20 protein-coding genes and 4 tRNA genes are annotated in these 19624 nt (G+C 64.0%); 6 read left to right on the top strand and 18 right to left on the bottom strand.

Annotated elements, in window-relative coordinates; genetic code table 11:
* The first annotated feature begins 33 nt into the window (after positions 1 to 33).
* The 3 genes from ACM14_RS13420 (at position 34) to ACM14_RS13410 (ending at position 3400) form a co-directional block, all read left to right on the top strand.
* Entirely contained in the window at positions 34 to 2082 is a 2049-nt protein-coding gene (locus tag ACM14_RS13420; RefSeq protein WP_065346392.1) for a M3 family metallopeptidase, read from the top strand.
* A gap of 207 nt (positions 2083 to 2289) precedes the next feature.
* Positions 2290 to 2985 carry a glutaredoxin family protein gene (locus ACM14_RS13415; protein WP_065346391.1) on the top strand — a complete coding sequence of 232 codons (696 nt, stop codon included), beginning with the start codon at positions 2290 to 2292 and terminating at the stop codon, positions 2983 to 2985.
* A gap of 40 nt (positions 2986 to 3025) precedes the next feature.
* A complete protein-coding gene (locus ACM14_RS13410) occupies positions 3026 to 3400 on the top strand; it encodes a hypothetical protein (RefSeq protein WP_228676900.1) in 375 nt (124 codons plus the stop codon).
* 21 nt (positions 3401 to 3421) lie between these two features.
* Here ACM14_RS13410 and rpiA read toward each other — a convergent pair whose 3' ends face one another.
* On the bottom strand, positions 3422 to 4114 hold the full coding sequence (gene rpiA, locus ACM14_RS13405) for a ribose-5-phosphate isomerase RpiA (RefSeq protein ID WP_065346390.1): 693 nt from the start codon (positions 4112 to 4114) through the stop codon (positions 3422 to 3424).
* 34 nt (positions 4115 to 4148) lie between these two features.
* On the opposite strand from rpiA, the gene ACM14_RS13400 reads away from it, so the two are divergent.
* Positions 4149 to 5195, top strand: a complete 1047-nt coding sequence (locus ACM14_RS13400) for a quinone-dependent dihydroorotate dehydrogenase (protein WP_065346389.1) — start codon at positions 4149 to 4151, stop codon at positions 5193 to 5195.
* A gap of 153 nt (positions 5196 to 5348) precedes the next feature.
* Here ACM14_RS13400 and ACM14_RS13395 read toward each other — a convergent pair whose 3' ends face one another.
* From ACM14_RS13395 to uvrB, 17 genes are all read right to left on the bottom strand, one after another.
* On the bottom strand, positions 5349 to 5720 hold the full coding sequence (locus ACM14_RS13395) for a hypothetical protein (RefSeq protein ID WP_065346388.1): 372 nt from the start codon (positions 5718 to 5720) through the stop codon (positions 5349 to 5351).
* A 2-nt stretch (positions 5721 to 5722) separates the two neighbouring features.
* Entirely contained in the window at positions 5723 to 6142 is a 420-nt protein-coding gene (locus ACM14_RS13390) for a phage holin family protein (protein ID WP_012205815.1), read from the bottom strand.
* An 8-nt stretch (positions 6143 to 6150) separates the two neighbouring features.
* On the bottom strand, positions 6151 to 6462 hold the full coding sequence (locus ACM14_RS13385; protein WP_012205816.1) for a DUF883 domain-containing protein: 312 nt from the start codon (positions 6460 to 6462) through the stop codon (positions 6151 to 6153).
* Between the two features lie 202 nt (positions 6463 to 6664).
* Positions 6665 to 7765 carry an NAD(P)/FAD-dependent oxidoreductase gene (locus ACM14_RS13380; protein ID WP_065346387.1) on the bottom strand — a complete coding sequence of 367 codons (1101 nt, stop codon included), beginning with the start codon at positions 7763 to 7765 and terminating at the stop codon, positions 6665 to 6667.
* Between the two features lie 159 nt (positions 7766 to 7924).
* Positions 7925 to 7999, bottom strand: a tRNA-Val gene (locus ACM14_RS13375).
* A gap of 37 nt (positions 8000 to 8036) precedes the next feature.
* A tRNA-Val gene (locus ACM14_RS13370) sits at positions 8037 to 8111 on the bottom strand.
* Positions 8112 to 8148: 37 nt separating this feature from the next.
* A tRNA-Val gene (locus tag ACM14_RS13365) sits at positions 8149 to 8223 on the bottom strand.
* 37 nt (positions 8224 to 8260) lie between these two features.
* Positions 8261 to 8335 (bottom strand) — tRNA-Val (locus ACM14_RS13360).
* Between the two features lie 42 nt (positions 8336 to 8377).
* Positions 8378 to 9094, bottom strand: a complete 717-nt coding sequence (dnaQ, locus tag ACM14_RS13355) for a DNA polymerase III subunit epsilon (protein WP_034394212.1) — start codon at positions 9092 to 9094, stop codon at positions 8378 to 8380.
* A gap of 10 nt (positions 9095 to 9104) precedes the next feature.
* On the bottom strand, positions 9105 to 9443 hold the full coding sequence (gene fdx / locus ACM14_RS13350) for an ISC system 2Fe-2S type ferredoxin (RefSeq protein ID WP_013802212.1): 339 nt from the start codon (positions 9441 to 9443) through the stop codon (positions 9105 to 9107).
* Between the two features lie 25 nt (positions 9444 to 9468).
* Positions 9469 to 11337: a Fe-S protein assembly chaperone HscA gene (gene hscA / locus ACM14_RS13345; protein ID WP_063325423.1), complete on the bottom strand. Its 1869-nt coding sequence runs from the start codon at positions 11335 to 11337 to the stop codon at positions 9469 to 9471.
* 84 nt (positions 11338 to 11421) lie between these two features.
* Entirely contained in the window at positions 11422 to 11940 is a 519-nt protein-coding gene (hscB, locus tag ACM14_RS13340) for a Fe-S protein assembly co-chaperone HscB (RefSeq protein WP_065346386.1), read from the bottom strand.
* Positions 11941 to 12057: 117 nt separating this feature from the next.
* Positions 12058 to 12381 (bottom strand): iron-sulfur cluster assembly protein IscA, encoded by a 324-nt coding sequence (gene iscA, locus ACM14_RS13335; RefSeq protein ID WP_012205822.1) that lies wholly within the window; start codon positions 12379 to 12381, stop codon positions 12058 to 12060.
* A 1-nt stretch (position 12382) separates the two neighbouring features.
* Entirely contained in the window at positions 12383 to 12781 is a 399-nt protein-coding gene (iscU, locus tag ACM14_RS13330; protein ID WP_012205823.1) for a Fe-S cluster assembly scaffold IscU, read from the bottom strand.
* Between the two features lie 43 nt (positions 12782 to 12824).
* Positions 12825 to 14045, bottom strand: a complete 1221-nt coding sequence (locus ACM14_RS13325; RefSeq protein ID WP_012205824.1) for an IscS subfamily cysteine desulfurase — start codon at positions 14043 to 14045, stop codon at positions 12825 to 12827.
* Positions 14046 to 14180: 135 nt separating this feature from the next.
* Positions 14181 to 14717 carry a Fe-S cluster assembly transcriptional regulator IscR gene (gene iscR, locus ACM14_RS13320; protein ID WP_012205825.1) on the bottom strand — a complete coding sequence of 179 codons (537 nt, stop codon included), beginning with the start codon at positions 14715 to 14717 and terminating at the stop codon, positions 14181 to 14183.
* A 225-nt stretch (positions 14718 to 14942) separates the two neighbouring features.
* Positions 14943 to 17030 (bottom strand): excinuclease ABC subunit UvrB, encoded by a 2088-nt coding sequence (gene uvrB, locus ACM14_RS13315; protein ID WP_065346385.1) that lies wholly within the window; start codon positions 17028 to 17030, stop codon positions 14943 to 14945.
* A gap of 128 nt (positions 17031 to 17158) precedes the next feature.
* On the opposite strand from uvrB, the gene ACM14_RS13310 reads away from it, so the two are divergent.
* Complete coding sequence (locus tag ACM14_RS13310; protein ID WP_012205827.1) at positions 17159 to 18355, top strand: amino acid aminotransferase; 1197 nt, start codon at positions 17159 to 17161, stop codon at positions 18353 to 18355.
* A 192-nt stretch (positions 18356 to 18547) separates the two neighbouring features.
* Positions 18548 to 19546, top strand: a complete 999-nt coding sequence (locus ACM14_RS13305; protein ID WP_065346384.1) for a CoA transferase — start codon at positions 18548 to 18550, stop codon at positions 19544 to 19546.
* Positions 19547 to 19624: the final 78 nt, after the last annotated feature.

Genomic DNA, 19624 nt, shown 5'->3' with positions numbered 1-19624 from the left:
TGATTTCAATGCACCCGACGGCATCTGACACGCATGAGCAATCCCCTCCTCGAATCCTCCGACCTGCCCCTGTTCGATCGCATACGCCCTGCCGATGTCGGCCCGGCCATCGATATCCTGCTGACCGGGGCCGCAGAGGCCCTGGAGACCGTCACGGCACCCGACTTTCCGGCGCGCTGGGATTCGATCTCGGCCGTGCTCGATGTCGCCACCGAGAAGCTGGGAACGGCCTGGGGCGCCGTCAGCCACCTCAACAGCGTGGCCGATACGCCCGAGCTGCGCGCCGCCTACAACGAGTCCCTGCCCAAGGTCACCGAATTCTGGACGCGTCTGGGTGCCGACGAGCGCCTCTACGCCAAGTACAAGGCCATTGACCCCGCCACGCTCAATGTCGAGCAGCGTGCGGCCTGGGACCATGCCATGCGCAACTTCGTGCTCTCCGGCGCCGAGCTGCGGGGCGAGGACAAGCTGCGCTTTGCCAAGATCCAGGAACGCTCGGCCGAACTGACGCAGAAGTTCAGCGAGAACGCGCTCGACGCCACCGATGCATTCGCCTACTACGCCACGGCCGAAGAGCTGGACGGCGTGCCGCAGGATGTGCGCCAGGCAGCCCGCTCCGCCGCCGAGGCCGAAGGCAAGCAAGGCTTCAAGCTCACGCTGAAGATGCCCTGCTATCTGCCCGTGATGCAGTTCGCGGCCAGCAGTGCGCTGCGCGAGAAGCTCTATCGCGCCTATGTGACACGCGCCTCCGACCAGGCCGAGGGCGATGCTATCCGCTTCGACAACACGGCCAACATCTCGGAGATCCTGGCCCTGCGCAAGGAAGAGGCGCAGTTGCTGGGTTACCGCAATTTCGGCGAGATTTCGCTGGTTCCCAAGATGGCGCATTCGCCACAGCAGGTGATCGACTTTCTGCGCGATCTCGCGCACCGGGCCCGCCCCTATGCCGAGAAGGATGTCGCCGACCTGCGCGCCTTCGCACGCGATGAACTGGGCCTGGCCGATCCCCAGCCCTGGGACTGGGCCTATGTCTCCGAAAAGCTCAAGGAGGCACGCTATGCCTTCAGCGAGCAGGAGGTCAAGCAGTACTTCCCTGCGCCCAAGGTGCTGGCCGGCCTGTTCAAGATCGTCGAGACGCTGTTCGACGTGGCCATCCGCCGCGACGCGGCGCCGGTCTGGAATCCCGCCGTCGAGTTCTACCGCATCGAGCGCAGCACGCCGCAAGGCCCTGAGCTGGTCGGCCAGTTCTACCTGGACCAGCCGGCGCGATCGGGCAAGCGTGGCGGAGCCTGGATGGACGATGTGCGTACCCGCTGGCTGCGCCCCGACAACCACAGGCTGCAGACGCCGGTCGCTCACCTGGTCTGCAACTTTGCCAGCGGCGTCGATGGCAAGCCTGCGCTGCTCACGCACGATGACGTGATCACGCTGTTCCATGAAACCGGCCACGGCCTGCACCACATGCTGACCCAGGTCAACGAGCGCGACGTCTCAGGCATCGCGGGCGTGGAATGGGATGCCGTGGAGCTGCCAAGCCAGTTCATGGAGAACTTCTGCTGGGAATGGGAAGTGCTCAAGCACATGACCGCCCACGTGGACAGCGGCGAGCCGCTGCCGCGCGCCCTGTACGACAAGATGATCGCGGCCAAGAACTTCCAGTCGGGCATGCAGACGCTGCGCCAGATCGAGTTCTCGCTGTTCGACATGCTGCTGCATACCGAGCACGATCCGAAGGCAGACATCATGCCGCTGCTGGCCCGCGTGCGCGCCGAGGTGGCCGTGCTGCCGTCGACTCCTTACAGCCGCTCGGCCCACACCTTCAGCCACATCTTTGCAGGCGGCTATGCAGCCGGCTACTACAGCTACAAGTGGGCTGAAGTCCTCTCGGCAGATGCCTATGCGGCCTTCGAGGAAACCATGCTGGCCGATGGAACCCCCAATCCCGAGACAGGCCGCCGCTACCGTGAGGCGATTCTGGAGGCCGGGGGGGCCCGCCCGGCCATGGAGTCGTTCAAGGCCTTCCGTGGCCGCGAACCCCAGCTGGATGCGCTGTTGCGCCACCAGGGCATGGCCCAGGCCTGAGAGCCCGGCCCCAGGTCTGCAGCGCCCCGACGGGGCGCTTTTTCCTGGCCCGGCCACCCCATCGGATGCGCGCAGCCACATCCTGTGGCTCCAGAAGATGGCCCAGGATGAATGGCACGCTATGCTTGCAGGCACTCCTGTGCGGGCATCCATCCGACGAGTGGTGGCCCCCGGCACGAAACCCTTCTTCCGAAACTGAGATCGTCCATGCAGTCTTCTCCCAGCCTTGGCCGCGGCGCCCTGCGCCACCTGATGCCATGCCTCGCCCTCGTCTGCCTTGCCGCCGCACTGCCGGCCGGTGCGCAGCAGGTGTACCGCATCGTCGGCCCCGATGGAAAAGTCACTTTCTCGGACCGCCCGGCCCAAAGCGCCCAGCAGCAGGCAGCGCCTGCCGCCCCGTCAGTCGCGGGCACCGCTGACAGCAATGCCAACCTGCCCTATGCGCTGCGCCAGATCGCAGGCCGCTTTCCGGTGACGCTGTACACCTCATCCGACTGCGCGCCCTGCGACAGCGCGCGCCAGTTGCTCCAATCCAGAGGCATTCCCTATGCCGAACGCCTGGTGCAGACCGAGGCGGACGCCGCTGCCCTGCAAAAGCTCAGCGGCCAGAACAGCCTGCCGTTTGCCACCGTTGGCAAGCAGTTCCTGAGCGGCTTCTCGTCCAGCGAATGGACCCAATACCTGGATGCCGCAGGCTATCCTGCGACCTCGCAACTGCCTGCCCAGTACAAGCGGCCATCGGCACAGCCATTGACCCCGCCTACGCCCGCTGCATCGGCGGCGGCATCGGCGCCCGCAGCAGCACCCGCCGCTGCCGAGGACCCGGGCAGCCGGCGCCCCCCCATGCCCGCCCCAACGCCTGGTGCACGCACCAACGACAACCCCGCAGGCCTGAGCTTCTAGGCAAGCGCCTGCCGCAATCAGGAGCCCGACAGTGGATTCCATGCTGTCCGATGTGGTCTGGACCATGGCAAGGCTTGCCACGCTTGTCGGCCTGCCCGCGCTCATCGCGTGGACCCTGGTTGCAAGACCTTCATGGCGCGAGCCTTTCAGGCTGGCCAGCCTGGCGCTGGTGCCCTGCCTGATCACGCTGTGGTTCATGCATGACGGAGGCCTGGGCAATGGCCTCAACCGTCTGGCCTACTACATGGCGACGGCTGCGTTCCTTGCCATCTACACGGGGCTGGCGGCCATCGCCCTGCTCATGCAGCGCCACAAAAAACAGCGCGCGCAAGCTTCGTTGCGCGCGCTGTGCCTGGGTGCATTGGCCCTGCTCGCGTGGATCACAGGCGCCGTGGCGTTCGAGAGCCTCGGCTAGCCGAGGCCGGAGGGCCTTCGCTCAATAGTTGAGCGTCTGCACGCCCTCGGGCGTGCCCAGCAGGCAGACCGATGCCTTCTGGTGCGCAAACACTCCCACGGTCACCACGCCAGGCCATTGGTTGACGTCGGACTCGAAGGCCAGCGGCTCGGCGATTTTCAGGCCACGCACATCAAGAATGTGCTGGCCGTTGTCCGTCACCAGGGGCGCGCCGTCCTTCATGCGGATCTCGGCGCGACCACCCATGGCCTTGAAGCGGTTCGCAATCTGGGCAGCGGCCATGGGAATCACCTCCACAGGCAGCGGAAAGTCTCCGAGTACCTCGACGCGCTTGGAGGCATCGGCAATGCAGACAAAGCGCTCGGCCAGCGCAGCGACGATCTTCTCGCGCGTCAGCGCGGCGCCGCCGCCCTTGACCATGTAGCCGCGGCCGTCGATCTCGTCGGCTCCGTCGATGTAGACCGACAGGCTGGCGACTTCGTTGGCATCCAGCACCTTGATGCCCAGCGCCTTCAGGCGCTCGGTGCTGGCCACGGAACTGGACACGGCGCCCGGGATCTGGTCCTTGATGGTGGCCAGTGCATCGATGAACTTGTTGACCGTGGAGCCGGTGCCAACGCCGACGATTTCGCCGGGCATCACATAGGCCAGAGCGGCTTGCCCGACCAGGGCTTTGAGTTCATCTTGGGAAAAAGAGGCAGCAGATGTCGTCATGAGGGAAAATCCAGGTAATCCTTTGATTATCCCCATGTCTCTGATCCCCTACGCCCTGACCCGTCCCTTTCTCTTCGGCATGGACCCCGAATCCGCCCACGATCTCACGATGAACCTGATGGCAAAGGGGCAGAACACGCTCCTGCAGCAGGCGTGGGCACAGCCCATGGTGAGTGACCCCGTCGAGCTTGCCGGCCTCAAGTTCCCCAACCGCGTGGGCATGGCAGCGGGTCTGGACAAGAACGCGCGCTGCATCGACGCGCTGGCCGCCATGGGATTCGGCTTCGTCGAGGTGGGCACCGTGACACCCCGCCCGCAGCCGGGCAACCCCAAGCCGCGCATGTTCCGCATTCCCGAACGCAATGCGCTGATCAACCGCCTGGGCTTCAACAACGAAGGCCTGGATGCCTTCCTGAGCAACGTCAAGCGCTCGCAGGCCCGCGCCCAGGGCAAACCCATGCTGCTGGGGCTGAACATCGGCAAGAACGCCACCACTCCCATCGAAGATGCCACCAGCGACTATCTCAAGGCGCTGGACGGCGTGTACCCGCATGCCGACTACGTGACGGTGAACATCAGCTCGCCCAACACCAAGAACCTGCGCGCCCTGCAAAGCGACGAAGCGCTGGACGCCCTGCTGGGTGCGATTGCCGAGCGCCGCGAGCAACTGGCCACGCAGCATGGCAAGCGGGTGCCGGCGTTCGTGAAGATCGCACCCGACCTGGATGAAGAGCAGGTCGGCGTCATCGCCGCCACACTGCAGCGCCATGGCATGGATGGTGTGATCGCCACCAACACCACGATCAGCCGGGAAGCCGTCAAGGGCCTGCCTCACGCGCAGGAAACGGGGGGCCTGTCCGGTGCGCCGGTGCTGGAGGCCAGCAACCAGGTCATCCGCCAGCTGCGTTCCGCCCTGGGCAGTCGCTACCCCATCATCGGCGTGGGTGGCATTCTCAGCGGCGAAGATGCCGTCAGCAAAATCCGCGCAGGCGCCGACGTGGTCCAGATCTACAGCGGCCTGATCTACCGAGGCCCTGCCCTGGTGCCCGAGACCGCACGCGCCATAGCCCAGCTGCGTTGAGGCGCGTGCCAGACAGGTGGCTGCCTGACCGTTTCGAGCCAAGGCAGCTGAGTCAAGACACCACATAGCCAGTGCTGGCGCACTGAACGCAGAACGCGAAAACGCCCGGCATGCCGGGCGTTTTCTTTGGGAGAGAAGCAGGCTTCTCGGCCCTCAACCCCTGCGCTGCTGCCAGCGCAGGATCAAGGGCATGACGGTGGTGCCGAATCGCAGCAGCTTGCGCGGGCCCACCATCAGTGCGGCACCGGCCGCCACGGCCACGGCCACGGGATGCAGACGCGCAAAGGTGATGGCACGCTCCACCAGCGGTGCATCGGGCTGCACATGGGTGGCAGAGCGGCTCAATGCCCGGGCCTGGGCCACGGCCGCAGAGCGCGCCTTGAGGCGCTCGCGCTGCTGGGCAATGCGTTGCATCACCTGCTGCTGCTCAACGGTGGATGTGGCCCAGAGCTCCGCATTCAGCCCCGTGGGCGCGGGCGGCGTGACAGCGTTGCGGGACGGGGAAGCGTTGGAAGCATCGACCATGGCTACAGCCTCTTCTTCAGCGCCTGCCAGTCCTGGCTCAGCTCGTTGCGGGTAAGGATGAAGGGGCGGGCCAGGCGGCGCACGGCAGCCAGCAATTGCCACAGGGCAATGGCCCAGACCGCCAGCCAGCCACCGCCCACCAGCCAGCCCACCAGCACGCGGTGCTCGGTGTCCCAGAACTGCACGAGCAAGGCCACCGACAGCGTGAGCATGACCACGACGCTGAGTCCAGCAAGCGCAATCAGCAGCACGACCACCGTCTGCATGCTGCGCTTGTGCTCGGCCCATTCAAGCCGCGCGAGGTCCGTGCGGTCTTCTGCGGCAATGGCCAGCTCGATCACGGAAGCGCGCCAGCGCGCCACCCAGGCATCCAAACCCAGAAGGGAAATCCAATTCACAGGCATCCTTTTCTGGTCAGGCATGCCGCTGATCAGCGACGACCCAGCAGGAAGCCCAGCAAGGCGCCCATGGCAAGGGCAGCGCCTGCGACGCGCCACGGCTCATCGTGGGCGTAGCGATCGGCAGCGTAGGCGGCATCCTTGGCCTGGCGGGCCGCTTCCTGCGCCGCACGCACCGCGGACTCACGCACATTGGACATGCCATCATCGATACGCTGGCGCAGCATATGGATTTCCGGCACGGCATCCAGCTCCTTGGCAGACAGCAGACCACGCAGGTCGCCGACCAGTTTTTCAAGATCGGCTTGTGCGGTGGAGACGGTGTCAGTGATCGATTTCGTCATGATGAGCCTTTCTATTGAGGTGAAAACAAATACAGCGGGGAGCAGGCAATCATGTCGCCCGATACCTGTCACGCAACATGGGCAAGGCCCTTGTTACATGCAAGCATCTTATCCAATTGTTCCGGGGCTTCCGGGAAGCGAGAGGGCCTGAGCCTTGTCAGACAAGGCCTGCCGTGGCCGTGTGTCGTGAACCGGCAGATCCTCAGGCCAGCAATTGCGCCACGTGCGCGCCAATGGCCAGGCAGCTGGTCAATCCCGGTGACTCGATGCCCAGCAGTTGCACCACGCCCGCAACGCCGTGGGTCTGAGGCCCCTGAATCACGAAGTCTGCGGCGGCCTCGCCGGGGCCGCTGATCTTGGGGCGGATGCCGGCGTAGCCGGGCACCAGCGCGCCATCGGCCAGACCCGGCCAATACCGGCGGATCTCTGCGTAGAAGGCGTTGGCGCGCACGGGATCGACCTGCAGGTCACCTGGGCTCTCGACCCACTGCACATCGGGGCCGAACTTGGCCTGGCCACCCATGTCCAGCGTGAGATGCACGCCCAGGCCCGCCGCCTCGGGCACGGGATAGATCAGGCGCGAGAACGGTGCCCGCCCGGACAGCGTGAAGTAGTTGCCCTTGGCATAGAAGGCCTGCGGAACAAACTGCTGCGGAAACCCCTGCAAACGGGCCGCCAGCAATGGCGCATGAAGACCTGCCGCATTGACCAGGGTGCGGGCCGTCAGTTCCGTCCCATCGGCCGTGCGCAGCCACACGCCGCCTGGATGGATGGCTGCCTCCTGCACCTCGGCATGGCAGACCACCATGCCGCCTGCGTTTTCGAGATCGCCCTGCAAGGCCAGCATCAGTGCGTGGCTGTCGATGATGCCGGTGCTGGGGGAGTGCAGTGCCGCCGCACAGTGCAGCGCGGGCTCCATGGCACGTGCCTCGGCGCCTTCAAGCCAGCGCAGGTCGTGGACACCATTGGCTTCGGCCTTGCGTGCAATGGCCTGGAGCTGGCCGCGCTGCGCCTCATCCGTTGCCACGATGAGCTTGCCGCAGCGCTGATGGGCAATGCCACGTTCACCGCAGTAGGCGTATAGACGCTGCCGGCCTTCGACGCACAAACGGGCTTTCAACGAACCTTCGGGATAGTAGATGCCGGCATGGATGACCTCGCTGTTGCGCGAGCTGGTGCCCGTGCCAATGGCTTCAGCCGCCTCCAGCACCATGACCTCCCTGCCCTGCAACGCCAGCGCCCTGGCCACCGCCAGCCCCACCACGCCCGCACCCACCACCACGCAATCGACCTGTTCGCTCATCTTGTCTGCCCTTTCGCCGTCCAGCAGCCGATTATCAGACGGCGTCAGACACGAATGCGCCACAGATCATCTGGACGCATTGGAATTTCCAGGGCCTGAAAACCATGCACCGAGCGGAAATGAAAAAGCCCTCCTGAACAGATTTCAGGAGGGCTTGATTGGTGGGTGATACATGGATCGAACATGTGACCCCTGCCGTGTGAAGGCAGTGCTCTACCGCTGAGCTAATCACCCGCGAAGCTGGCTGCTAGGCCAACCTCTTTGGAAAAAATGGTGGGTGATACATGGATCGAACATGTGACCCCTGCCGTGTGAAGGCAGTGCTCTACCGCTGAGCTAATCACCCGCGAAGCTGGCTGCTAGGCCAACCTCTTTGGAAAAAATGGTGGGTGATACATGGATCGAACATGTGACCCCTGCCGTGTGAAGGCAGTGCTCTACCGCTGAGCTAATCACCCGCGAAGCTGGCTGCTAGGCCAACCTCTTTGGAAAAAATGGTGGGTGATACATGGATCGAACATGTGACCCCTGCCGTGTGAAGGCAGTGCTCTACCGCTGAGCTAATCACCCATATGTCGTTACTGCGACAAGACTTAGATTATGTCATAACTTCTAGGACTGATTTTCGAAGCCGCGCCAAATTGTCTTGCCGCCGCTCGATTTGTCCATCTGCACCATCACATCCTCGTGTGCGGCCAGCTCCTGATCATTGGCGTGCACCACGCGCAGCTTGAAGCTGGCCAGATCCACCTGCGCCACGACCAGCCCACCCTCGGACTGGACAGGCTCTTCCGCCATCAACAGGGCCTCCTGGCCCCGCGTGAGGTTGATGTAGACATCGGCCAGCAGCTCCGCATCCAGCAAGGCGCCGTGCAGCGTGCGCCCGGAGTTGTCCACCTCCAGGCGATCGCACAGCGAATCGAGCGAGTTGCGCTTGCCAGGGAACATCTCCTTGGCCATGACCAGGGTGTCGATGACCCCGCTCACGCACTGGCGTATCGGCGGGCGGTTGGCGAGCTCCAGCTCCTTGTTCAGGAACCCCAGGTCAAAGGGCGCGTTGTGGATGATGAGCTCGGCGCCCTGCAGGTACTCCCAGATCTCCTCGACCTTGTGCTCGAAGCGCGGCTTGTCCTTGAGGAATTCGGTGGTGATGCCGTGCACGCGCAGCGCGTCCGGATGGCTGTCGCGCCCCGCATTGAAATACAGATGCAGGTTGTTGCCGGTCAGCTTGCGGTTGACCATCTCCACGCAGCCCAGCTCGATGAGCCGGTCGCCGTTGTCGGCTGACAGGCCAGTGGTTTCAGTGTCGAGAATGATTTGACGCGACATGCGCTGGCCCTCAGTGGTTTTCCTTGGCGTGATTGAGCGAGTACTTGGGAATCTCGATGGTCACGTCCTCGCGTGCCAGGATGGCCTGGCAGGACAGGCGGGACTGCGGCTGCAGACCCCAGGCGCGGTCCAGCAGGTCTTCTTCCTCTTCCTCGGCCTCGTTCAGCGAGTTGTAGCCCGCCTTGACCACCACATGGCAGGTGGTGCATGCGCAGCTCATGTCGCAGGCATGTTCGATCTTGATGTTGTTGTCCAGCAAGGCCTCGCAGATCGAGGTTCCGGCGGGCGCCTCGATTTCGGCACCCTGGGGACAGTATTCGGCGTGGGGGAGTATTTTGATAACGGGCATGACGGATCTGCTGTCGGATCAGAAATCAGGAAAGGGATTGCACGCTCTTGCCGGCCAGGGCCTGCTGGATGCTGCGGTTCATGCGCTCGGCGGCGAAGGACTCCGTGCCCTTGGCCAGCGCTTGTGTCGCGGCCTCGATGACGGCGGCATCCTCGGAGCCCACGCTGGCGCGCAGGGCGTCGATCAGCGCATCGATGGCTGCGCGCTGGTCCGCGGCGAGCACATCGCCATCGGCCTGCAGAGCGCTTTCGGTGGCCATCAGCATGCGATCTGCGTCGACACGCGCCTCCACCAGTGCGCGGGCCTGCATGTCCTGCTGGGCCGTGGCAAAGCCGTCCTGCAGCATGCGGGCAACCTCGTCGTCCGACAGGCCGTACGACGGCTTGACATGGATATGGGCCTCGACGCCGCTGGTCTGCTCCTTGGCGCCTACCGACAGCAGGCCATCGGCATCCACGGTGAAGGTCACACGGATGCGGGCTGCGCCGGCCGCCATGGGCGGGATGCCGCGCAGCTCGAAACGCGCCAGGCTGCGGCAGTCCGCCACCAGGTCGCGCTCGCCCTGCACCACATGGACGGCCAGGGCCGTCTGACCATCCTTGTAGGTGGTGAAGTCCTGGGCACGGGCTGTGGGAATGGTCTCGTTGCGGCTGATGATCCGCTCGACAAGGCCGCCCATGGTCTCCACGCCCAGGGACAGAGGAATCACGTCGAGCAGCAGCATGTCGCCGCTGGAGCTGTTGCCAGCGAGCTGGTTGGCCTGGATGGCGGCCCCCAGCGCGACGACTTCGTCGGGGTTGAGATTGATGAGAGGATCGCGGCCAAAGAACTCGGCCACGGCCTCGCGCACCTGGGGCATGCGGGTGGAACCGCCGACCAGCACCACGCCCTGCACTTCGTCGCGCGCCAGCCCTGCGTCCTTGAGCGCGCGGCGCACGGCCGCCAGCGAACGTGCCGTCAGATGGGCCGTGCTCGCATCGAAATCGCTGCGCTTTACATCGAAATGCACAGCGCCGGTAGACAGCTCGGCCGTGAGCGTTGCGACCTGTGCATCCGTCAATGCCTGCTTGCAAAGGCGTGCCGCCATGCGCCAGCGGGCCTTGTCCTCGGCCGTCTGGGGAACCACGCCGGTCTGCTGGGCCACCCACTCGGCCAAAGCCGCATCGTAGTCGTCACCCCCCAGGGCCGAATCGCCGCCAGTGGAGACGACTTCGAACACACCCTGGGACAGACGCAGGATAGAAATATCGAAAGTGCCGCCACCCAGGTCGTAGACGGCGTAGACGCCTTCGGAGCCGTTGTCCAGGCCGTAGGCAATGGCTGCAGCCGTGGGCTCGTTGATCAAGCGCAGCAGGTTGATGCCGGCGAGCTTTGCCGCATCCTTGGTGGCCTGGCGTTGTGCATCGTCAAAGTAGGCGGGCACGGTGATGACGGCGCCATGGATGTCGTCATTGAAGGTGTCTTCGGCACGGAAACGCAGAGTGGCCAGGATCTCGGCACTGACCTCCACGGCTGTCTTGGTGCCATCGACGGTCTCGATCCCGATCACGCCACGGCCGGCCTCCTGCTCCGCAAAGCGGTAAGGCAGCTTTTCCGGCGAATCGATGTCAGCCAGCGTGCGGCCCATGAAGCGCTTGGCCGAGGCAATGGTGTTGCCCGCATCGGTAGACAGTGCAGCCTGGGCGGCGTGGCCGATCTCTCGGCGGCCCTGGGGCAGATAGCGCACGACAGAAGGCAGCAGCACTCGGCCCTGGTCATCCGGCAGGCATTCGGCCACGCCATTGCGGACAGCGGCGACCAGCGAATGCGTGGTGCCCAGGTCGATGCCCACGGCAATGCGCCGCTGGTGGGGATCGGGGGACTGACCGGGTTCGGAAATCTGCAAAAGCGCCATGAAAATACTCGGGGAAATTGCAGGTCCGGGCCGGCCGGCCTGCCTTGTGAATGAGGGTCTCTCGTGGGAGGTGCGGATCGCGGGTTATTGTCCCAGTTGATCGCGGCGACGCTCTATGTCCTGCGCAAATCGCGCAACAAACATGAGGGCTCTGACCTGCTGCACAGCCGCCTGCGCATCGTGCAGCTCATCCAGCTGACGACCGCATTCAGCCAGCATGTTCTTTCTCGCCTGCAGCACCTCGTCGTCCAGCGCATCCAGGGCGGCCTCGTCCTGCGCCTCTTCCAACGCCTCGCGCCACTCCATTTGCTGCATCAGAAAGGCGGTGGGCATGGACGTGTTGTCCTCGGCACGCACGGGTGCACCCTGCAATTCGCAGAGATACGCTGCGCGCCTGAGTGGTTCTTTCAACCGCTGGTAGGCCTCGTTGATGCGCACCGACCATTGCATGGCCACGCGCTGCGCGGCGGCTCCCTGCGAAGCAAAGCGGTCAGGGTGGGCCTCGCGCTGCAACTCCTTCCAGCGCGCGTCAATGGTGCTGCGCTCCTGCGCAAATTGGCGCGGCAGCGCAAACAGCTCGAAATCGTCCGATTGCAGGTTCATGTCGATAAAAAGCCGCCAGCACCGAAGCGAAGGCGGCCTCTTGAGGGAGTAGAAGAAATCAGGGCCTGCCGGGCGTGCCTCCAAGCCACAAAGGCCCGGGCGCCCGGCAAATGCCGGTCAGATGCGAAAGCTCTCGCCGCAACCGCAGCGATCACGCTCGTTGGGGTTGTGGAACTTGAAGCCTTCGTTCAAGCCCTCACGCACGAAATCCAGCTCCGTGCCGTCGATATAGGCCAGGCTCTTGGGATCGACCAGCACCTTGATGCCGTGGTCCTCGAAGATCACGTCCTCGGGTAATTGCTCGTCCACATACTCCAGCTTGTAGGCCAGGCCAGAGCAGCCCGTGGTCTTGACCCCGAGGCGCACGCCGATACCCTTGCCGCGGCGCGACAGGTAGCGGCTCACGTGGCGTGCCGCAGAATCGGTCAGCGAGATCGCCATATCAGGCGGCCACCACCGCAGTGCGCTTGGCACGGTAGTCATCGACCGCTGCCTTGATGGCGTCTTCGGCCAGGATGGAGCAGTGCACCTTGACGGGAGGCAGAGCCAGCTCTTCGGCGATCTGGCTGTTCTTCAGCGCAGCCGCCTCATCCAGCGTCTTGCCCTTGACCCACTCTGTCACCAGCGAAGACGAGGCAATCGCGGAACCGCAGCCATAGGTCTTGAAACGCGCATCCTCGATGACGCCGGTTTCGGGGTTGACCTTGATCTGCAGCTTCATCACGTCGCCGCAGGCAGGAGCGCCGACCATGCCGGTGCCCACCGATTCGTCGTTCTTGTCGAACGAGCCCACGTTGCGGGGATTTTCGTAGTGGTCTACCACTTTGTCGGAATAAGCCATGATGTCTACCTCTTCAATACTTGATTCGCGTGCCGGCCAATGCTCAGTGAGCCGCCCATTGGATGGTGCTGAGATCGATGCCGTCCTTGAACATCTCCCACAGCGGGCTGAGTTCGCGCAGCTTGACCACATTGGTGCGGATGGTGCTGATCGCGTAGTCGATTTCCTCTTCGGTCGTGAAGCGGCCGATCGTCATGCGCAGGCTGCTGTGCGCCAGTTCGTCGCTGCGGCCAAGTGCACGCAGCACATAGCTGGGCTCCAGGCTGGCCGACGTGCAGGCCGATCCCGAGGACACCGCCAGACCCTTGATGCCCATGATGAGCGACTCGCCTTCGACGAAGTTGAAGCTCATATTCAGGTTCTGCGGCACACGGTGCTCCATGCTGCCGTTGATGAAGACCTGCTCCAGGTCCTTCAAGCCGTTGAGCAGACGCTGCTGCAGCGCGTAGGCCTTGGCGTTGCTTTCAGCCATTTCTTCCTTGGCAATGCGGAAGGCCTCGCCCATGCCGACGATCTGGTGCGTAGGCAGCGTGCCCGAGCGCATGCCGCGCTCATGGCCACCACCGTGGATCTGCGCTTCCAGACGCACACGTGGCTTGCGGCGCACATACAGGGCACCCACGCCCTTGGGGCCATAGGTCTTGTGTGCGGTCATGCTCATCAGGTCCACCGGCAGCTTGGACATGTCGATCTCCACGCGGCCCGTTGCCTGCGCGGCATCCACATGGAACAAGATGCCCTTCTCACGGCACAGCGCGCCGATGGTGGGAATGTCTTGGATGACGCCGATTTCGTTGTTCACGAAGAGCACGCTGACCAGAATGGTGTCGGGGCGCAGCGCGGCCTTGAATGCCTCGATGTCGAGCAGGCCATCAGGCTGCACGTCCATGTAGGTCACCTCAAAGCCCTGGCGCTCGAGTTCACGCATAGTGTCGAGCACGGCCTTGTGCTCGGTCTTGAGCGTGATCAGGTGCTTGCCCTTGCCCTGGTAGAAATGCGCCGCGCCCTTGATGGCCAAGTTGATGGACTCGGTGGCACCGCTGGTCCAGACAATCTCACGGGGATCCGCGCCGATCAGGTCTGCGACCTGGCCGCGGGCCTTCTCGATGGCCTCCTCGGCTTCCCAACCCCAGGCATGACTGCGCGATGCGGCGTTGCCGAAATGCTCACGCAGCCAAGGAATCATGGCGTCCACCACGCGAGGGTCCACGGGGGTGGTCGCGCCATAGTCGAGATAGATGGGGAAATGCGGGGTCATGTCCATGACTGGCTCTTATCAAGGTTCAGGCTGGCAAAAAATCGGGAAGGCGATGAACTCCGGTGAATCCATCCAGGCGGACAACACCGCGCCACACAGCCATGCGCGGCGGTGCCCTGCCCTCAGGGTGTCAAAAGTCGATCAGGACTTGGCGAAGGCGTTGCCCAGCGCGAATACCGAGTTCGGGGCATTCACACGGATGGGCTTGACCACGGGAGCCGTGGAAATCGCGCGACGCACCACGGGCTTGTCCTCGATCTGGATGCCCTTGGCCAGTTGTTCGTCCACAAGCTTTTGCAGCGTCACGGAATCGAGGAACTCGACCATGCGCTGGTTCAGTGCGGCCCACAGCTCATGCGTCATGCAGCGGCCGGCTTCGCCCAGGCAATTTTCCTTGCCGCCACACTGGGTGGCGTCAATGGGTTCGTCCACGGAGACGATGATGTCGGCCACGGTGATGTCGCCGGCCTTGCGGGCGAGCGTGTAGCCGCCGCCGGGTCCACGGGTGGACTCGACGAGTTCATGGCGGCGCAGCTTGCCGAACAGCTGTTCCAGATACGACAGGGAAATCTGTTGCCGCTGGCTGATGGCTGCCAGCGTGACAGGGCCATTGTTCTGGCGCAGGGCCAGATCGATCATGGCAGTGACCGCAAAACGGCCTTTGGTGGTGAGACGCATTACGAGCTCCTTCAGTCAGGCTTGTACGTTACAGAAACACCCGCTCCAGCGATTTGACTGGAGTTGGGCACAGTCTCCGCCCTTACTCCGTCCTGTTCAAAAGGTTCAGAGCCCTTCTTTTCATCGAAGTTTTTGTTGTTGTTGAGTGTTGACCCTTAGTGTACCACATTCCCCATCAATTTTGTCGGGTAACAGGAGCTAACGGGCTTCAGGCTAGGCGCCGCCTCAGGAAACCTGCACGGATGAGCCCCCGAACAGTTGCTCCTTGAGCAGCGCCAGCTGATCGCGCACCCGCGCAGCCTGTTCGAACTCCAGGCTGCGCGCATGTTCGAGCATCTGCTTCTCCAGACGCTTGATTTCCTTGGCCACATCTTTTTCGGACATGTCCTCGACACGCGCTCTTTCGAGCTGATTGGCCTGCAGGCGTTCCGCTTCCTTGCCACTTTTTTCGCTGTAGACACCATCAATCAGGTCTTTCACCCGCTTGACAATCTGCTTGGGCTCGATTCCGTTTTCCTCGTTGAAGCATATTTGCTTGGCACGGCGTCGCTCGGTCTCGCCAATGGCCTTCTTCATGGACTCCGTGACACGGTCCGCATAGAGGATGGCCTTGCCATGCAGGTTGCGCGCGGCGCGGCCGATGGTCTGGATGAGACTGCGTTCAGCGCGAAGAAAGCCTTCCTTGTCGGCATCGAGGATGGCGACCAGCGAGACTTCGGGGATGTCCAGCCCCTCGCGCAGCAGGTTGATGCCCACGAGCACGTCGAAGACACCCAGGCGCAGGTCACGAATGATCTCCACGCGCTCCACCGTTTCCACGTCGGAGTGCAGATAGCGCACCTTGACGCCGTTTTCACTCAGGTAGTCGGTGAGTTGCTCGGCCATGCGCTTGGTCAGCGTGGTGATGAGAACACGCTCCGTGCGTTCGACGCGCAGGCGGATTTCCTGCAGCACGTCGTCCACCTGATTGGTGGCCGGGCGTACTTCGATTTCAGGATCGATGAGGCCTGTGGGGCGAACGACCTGGTCCACGACCTGGCCCGAGTGGGTCTTCTCGTAGTCTGCCGGCGTGGCGGATACAAAGATGACCTGGCGCATGCGCTGCTCGAATTCCTCGAATTTGAGCGGCCGGTTGTCCAGCGCCGAAGGCAACCGAAAGCCGTATTCCACCAGCGTGGTCTTGCGCGAGCGGTCGCCGCTGTACATGGCGTTGAGCTGGCCGATCATCTGGTGACTCTCGTCCAGGAACATGAGGGCGTCGCCGGGCAGGTAGTCGGTCAGGGTGCTGGGCGGCTCGCCGGGTGCGGCGCCTGAAAGGTGGCGGGTGTAGTTCTCGATGCCCTTGCAGTGGCCGACCTCGGTGAGCATCTCCAGATCGAAGCGTGTGCGCTGCTCCAGGCGCTGGGCCTCGACCAGCTTGCCGTCTCCCACCAGTTGCTTGAGCCGCTCGGCCAGCTCCAGCTTGATGGTTTCCACGGCGGCCAGAACCTTGTCGCGCGGCGTGACGTAGTGGCTGCTGGGGTAGACGGTGAAGCGCGGAATGCTCTGGCGCACGCGGCCCGTCAGCGGATCGAACAGCTGCAGGCTTTCAACCTCGTCGTCGAACAGTTCGATGCGAATGGCCAGCTCGGAATGCTCGGCGGGGAAGACGTCGATGGTGTCGCCGCGCACGCGGAACTTGCCCCGGCTGAAGTCCTGGTCGTTGCGCTGGTACTGCATGCGGATCAGTTGCGCGATGACGTCGCGCTGGTTGATGCGGTCGCCGGTGCGCAGCGTCATGATCATGCGGTGGTAGCTTTCGGGCTCGCCGATGCCGTAGATGGCCGAGACCGTGGCGACGATGACCACGTCGCGCCGCTCCATCAGGCTTTTGGTGCACGACAGCCGCATCTGCTCGATGTGCTCGTTGATGGCGCTGTCCTTTTCGATGAACAGGTCGCGCTGGGGCACATAGGCCTCGGGCTGGTAGTAGTCGTAGTAGCTGACGAAGTATTCGACGGAGTTCTTGGGAAAGAACTCGCGGAATTCGCTGTACAGCTGCGCTGCCAGCGTCTTGTTGGGCGCGAAGACAATGGCCGGGCGACCCAGGCGGGCGATCACGTTGGCCATGGTGAAGGTCTTGCCCGAGCCCGTCACGCCCAGCAGGGTCTGGAAGGATTCGCCATCCTGGATGCCTTCGACCAGCTTTTCAATGGCGGCAGGCTGATCGCCGGCCGGCGGATAGGGCTGGAACAGCTCGAAGGGGGAGTCCGCGAAATGCACGAACTGGCCGGAGGCCTCAGGTGCTGGAGAGGAATCAGAGACTTCGTGCATGACGTGGGTTCGCAAAAGTGAGTATCGGCCGGCGAGATCGCTAGAATTCATGGGTTAACCCGAAAGCCTACCGTAGCTTGGGGCTAGCCGCGTTTTTTCCACCTCCCAAGACATCCCAAGGACGCTTCATGTCTCTGTTTACCGCCGTCGAAATGGCCCCCCGCGACCCCATCCTGGGTCTGAACGAGCAGTTCGCTGCCGACACCAACCCCAGCAAGGTGAATCTGGGCGTGGGCGTGTACTTCGACGACAACGGCAAGTTGCCCCTGCTCGAATGCGTGCAGGCCGCCGAGAAGGCGATGATGGACAAGCCCACGGCCCGCGGCTACCTGCCCATCGACGGCATCGCTGCCTATGATGCCGCAGTCAAGGGCCTGGTGTTCGGCGCCGAGTCCGACGTCGTCAAGTCCGGCCGCGTGTCCACGGTGCAGGCCATCGGCGGCACCGGCGGCCTGAAGATCGGCGCCGACTTCCTCAAGAAGATCAGCCCCGCCGCCAAGGTGCTGATCTCCGACCCGAGCTGGGAAAACCACAAGGCCATCTTCACCAATGCAGGCTTCGAAGTGGGCACCTATGCCTACTACGACGCGGTCAACCGCAAGGTGAACTTCGAAGGCATGCTGGCCGACCTGAACGCAGCGGCCGCCGGCACCATCGTGGTGCTGCACGCCTGCTGCCACAACCCGACCGGCTATGACATCACGGCCGAGCAGTGGGACCAGGTGATCGCCGCCGTCAAGGCCAAGGGTCTGGTGGCCTTCCTCGACATGGCCTACCAGGGCTTTGGCCACGGCATTGCCGAAGACGGCGCCGTGATCGGCAAGTTCGTGGCCGCCGGCCTGAACATCTTCGTCTCGACCTCGTTCTCCAAGAGCTTCAGCCTGTACGGCGAGCGCGTGGGCGCGCTGTCGGTGGTGGCCAACGACAAGGAAGAAGCGGCCCGCGTGCTGAGCCAGCTCAAGATCGTCATCCGCACCAACTACTCCAACCCGCCCACCCATGGTGGAGCCGTGGTGGCCGCCGTGCTGAACAACCCCGAGCTGCGCGCCCTGTGGGAAAAGGAACTGGGCGAGATGCGCGTGCGCATCAAGGCCATGCGCCAGAAGCTGGTTGATGGCCTGAAGGCTGCCGGTGTCCAGCAGGACATGGGCTTCATCACCACCCAGATCGGCATGTTCAGCTACTCCGGCCTGAGCAAGGACCAGATGGTGCGCCTGCGCACCGAGTTCGGCGTCTACGGCACGGATACGGGCCGCATGTGCGTGGCCGCGCTCAACAGCAAGAACATCGACTACGTCTGCCAGTCGATCGCCAAGGTGGTCTGACCCCCACCCCGGCTGCCCGGCCATGCGCCGGGTTTGCAGACATGCCGCCAACGGTGCATTGCCCTGGCGGCATTTTCTTTTTCCGGGCGGCTTTTGCATCCTCACCGTCCGGTATGCGCCAGGCCCTTGGAGGCATGGGTGCGATCATGCGTGCAGTTGAAAACCGAATGCACAACGAGACGCTCCATTCCCATGCCCGATCACGCGCCTCCTGAACCCATTGCGCTACACGCGCCCCTCTCCTCTTCCCCCACCAACGGGCTGCCGTTGTCGGGCGTGCGCATCCTGAGTCTGGCCCTGAATCTGCCCGGCCCCGCCGCCCTGATGCGCTGTGCCGCCATGGGCGCGCAGTGCAGCAAGCTGGAGCCTCCGGCTGCACAGCCCGCCGCGGCCGGTGCGGCCGGTACAGCCGGTGTGGCCGGTGCAGACCCGATGGCGCACTACAGCCCGCAAGCCTATGCCGATATGCACCAGGGCATTGCGGTCTGGCAGGCACAGCTCAAGAGCGAGGAAGGACAGACGGCGCTGCACGATGCGCTGGATGCGGCCGACATCCTGCTCACCTCGTTCCGCCCCGCCGCACTGGCCAAGCTGGGGCTGGACTGGGCGTCGCTGCAGCAGCGCCATCCTCAGCTGTCGCTGGTGCGCATCGTCGGCAGCGCGGGAGCCCTGGCCGACGTGCCGGGCCATGACCTGACCTACCAGGCCGAGGCGGGGCTGGTACAGGGCGGCGCCATGCCACCCAGCCTGTTTGCCGACATGGCCGGTGCGCTGATGGCCAGCGAAGCCGTGCTCAAGGCCTGGCTGCTGCGCCAGCGCAGCGGCCACGGCAGTCTCCAGGAAACAGGCCTGGCCCAGGCCGCGCAGTGGCTGGCTTTGCCCTGGCATTGGGGCCTGACCCGGCCCGACGGCGATGTGGGCGGTGCGCACGCAGGCTATCGCGTCTACGCCTGCGCCGATGGATCGGTGGCCGTGGCGGCCCTGGAGCCGCATTTCGCGGCCCGCCTGTGCGCCGTGGCGTCGGTGAATGGCGATGGCAGCATCGCCAGCATGCGCAGCCCCGCCATGCATGCAGCCCTGCAAGCCTTCCTGGCCCCCTTGTCCTGCGCCGAGCTGGCAGACCTGGCCGAGCAGGACGATCTGCCCCTGCACCCTCTTCCCGGCCCACCCCAGGCACGGCCTCGCTTGTAGGCGGACACCTAAAAGCACCACCTGTCCGCAACCTACAAGCCGCGCAGGTCATGGCTGGCCGCAGCATGCGGGCATGCT

Origin of the sequence: Delftia sp. JD2 (genome assembly GCF_001682645.1) — a bacterium.
GTDB lineage: Bacteria > Pseudomonadota > Gammaproteobacteria > Burkholderiales > Burkholderiaceae_C > Comamonas > Comamonas acidovorans.
The sequence above is the reverse complement of the archived record's forward strand: the minus strand, read 5'-3'. Positions and strand labels throughout refer to the sequence as shown.

Coding starts and splice junctions, on each gene's coding strand:
- ACM14_RS13420 (WP_065346392.1), top strand. CDS start 34: ATGAGCAATCCCCTCCTCGAATCCTCCGACCTGCCCCTGTTCGATCGC.
- ACM14_RS13415 (WP_065346391.1), top strand. CDS start 2,290: ATGCAGTCTTCTCCCAGCCTTGGCCGCGGCGCCCTGCGCCACCTGATG.
- ACM14_RS13410 (WP_228676900.1), top strand. CDS start 3,026: ATGCTGTCCGATGTGGTCTGGACCATGGCAAGGCTTGCCACGCTTGTC.
- rpiA (WP_065346390.1), bottom strand. CDS start 4,114: ATGACGACATCTGCTGCCTCTTTTTCCCAAGATGAACTCAAAGCCCTG.
- ACM14_RS13400 (WP_065346389.1), top strand. CDS start 4,149: ATGTCTCTGATCCCCTACGCCCTGACCCGTCCCTTTCTCTTCGGCATG.
- ACM14_RS13395 (WP_065346388.1), bottom strand. CDS start 5,720: ATGGTCGATGCTTCCAACGCTTCCCCGTCCCGCAACGCTGTCACGCCG.
- ACM14_RS13390 (WP_012205815.1), bottom strand. CDS start 6,142: ATGCCTGACCAGAAAAGGATGCCTGTGAATTGGATTTCCCTTCTGGGT.
- ACM14_RS13385 (WP_012205816.1), bottom strand. CDS start 6,462: ATGACGAAATCGATCACTGACACCGTCTCCACCGCACAAGCCGATCTT.
- ACM14_RS13380 (WP_065346387.1), bottom strand. CDS start 7,765: ATGAGCGAACAGGTCGATTGCGTGGTGGTGGGTGCGGGCGTGGTGGGG.
- dnaQ (WP_034394212.1), bottom strand. CDS start 9,094: ATGTCGCGTCAAATCATTCTCGACACTGAAACCACTGGCCTGTCAGCC.
- fdx (WP_013802212.1), bottom strand. CDS start 9,443: ATGCCCGTTATCAAAATACTCCCCCACGCCGAATACTGTCCCCAGGGT.
- hscA (WP_063325423.1), bottom strand. CDS start 11,337: ATGGCGCTTTTGCAGATTTCCGAACCCGGTCAGTCCCCCGATCCCCAC.
- hscB (WP_065346386.1), bottom strand. CDS start 11,940: ATGAACCTGCAATCGGACGATTTCGAGCTGTTTGCGCTGCCGCGCCAA.
- iscA (WP_012205822.1), bottom strand. CDS start 12,381: ATGGCGATCTCGCTGACCGATTCTGCGGCACGCCACGTGAGCCGCTAC.
- iscU (WP_012205823.1), bottom strand. CDS start 12,781: ATGGCTTATTCCGACAAAGTGGTAGACCACTACGAAAATCCCCGCAAC.
- ACM14_RS13325 (WP_012205824.1), bottom strand. CDS start 14,045: ATGGACATGACCCCGCATTTCCCCATCTATCTCGACTATGGCGCGACC.
- iscR (WP_012205825.1), bottom strand. CDS start 14,717: ATGCGTCTCACCACCAAAGGCCGTTTTGCGGTCACTGCCATGATCGAT.
- uvrB (WP_065346385.1), bottom strand. CDS start 17,030: ATGCACGAAGTCTCTGATTCCTCTCCAGCACCTGAGGCCTCCGGCCAG.
- ACM14_RS13310 (WP_012205827.1), top strand. CDS start 17,159: ATGTCTCTGTTTACCGCCGTCGAAATGGCCCCCCGCGACCCCATCCTG.
- ACM14_RS13305 (WP_065346384.1), top strand. CDS start 18,548: ATGCCCGATCACGCGCCTCCTGAACCCATTGCGCTACACGCGCCCCTC.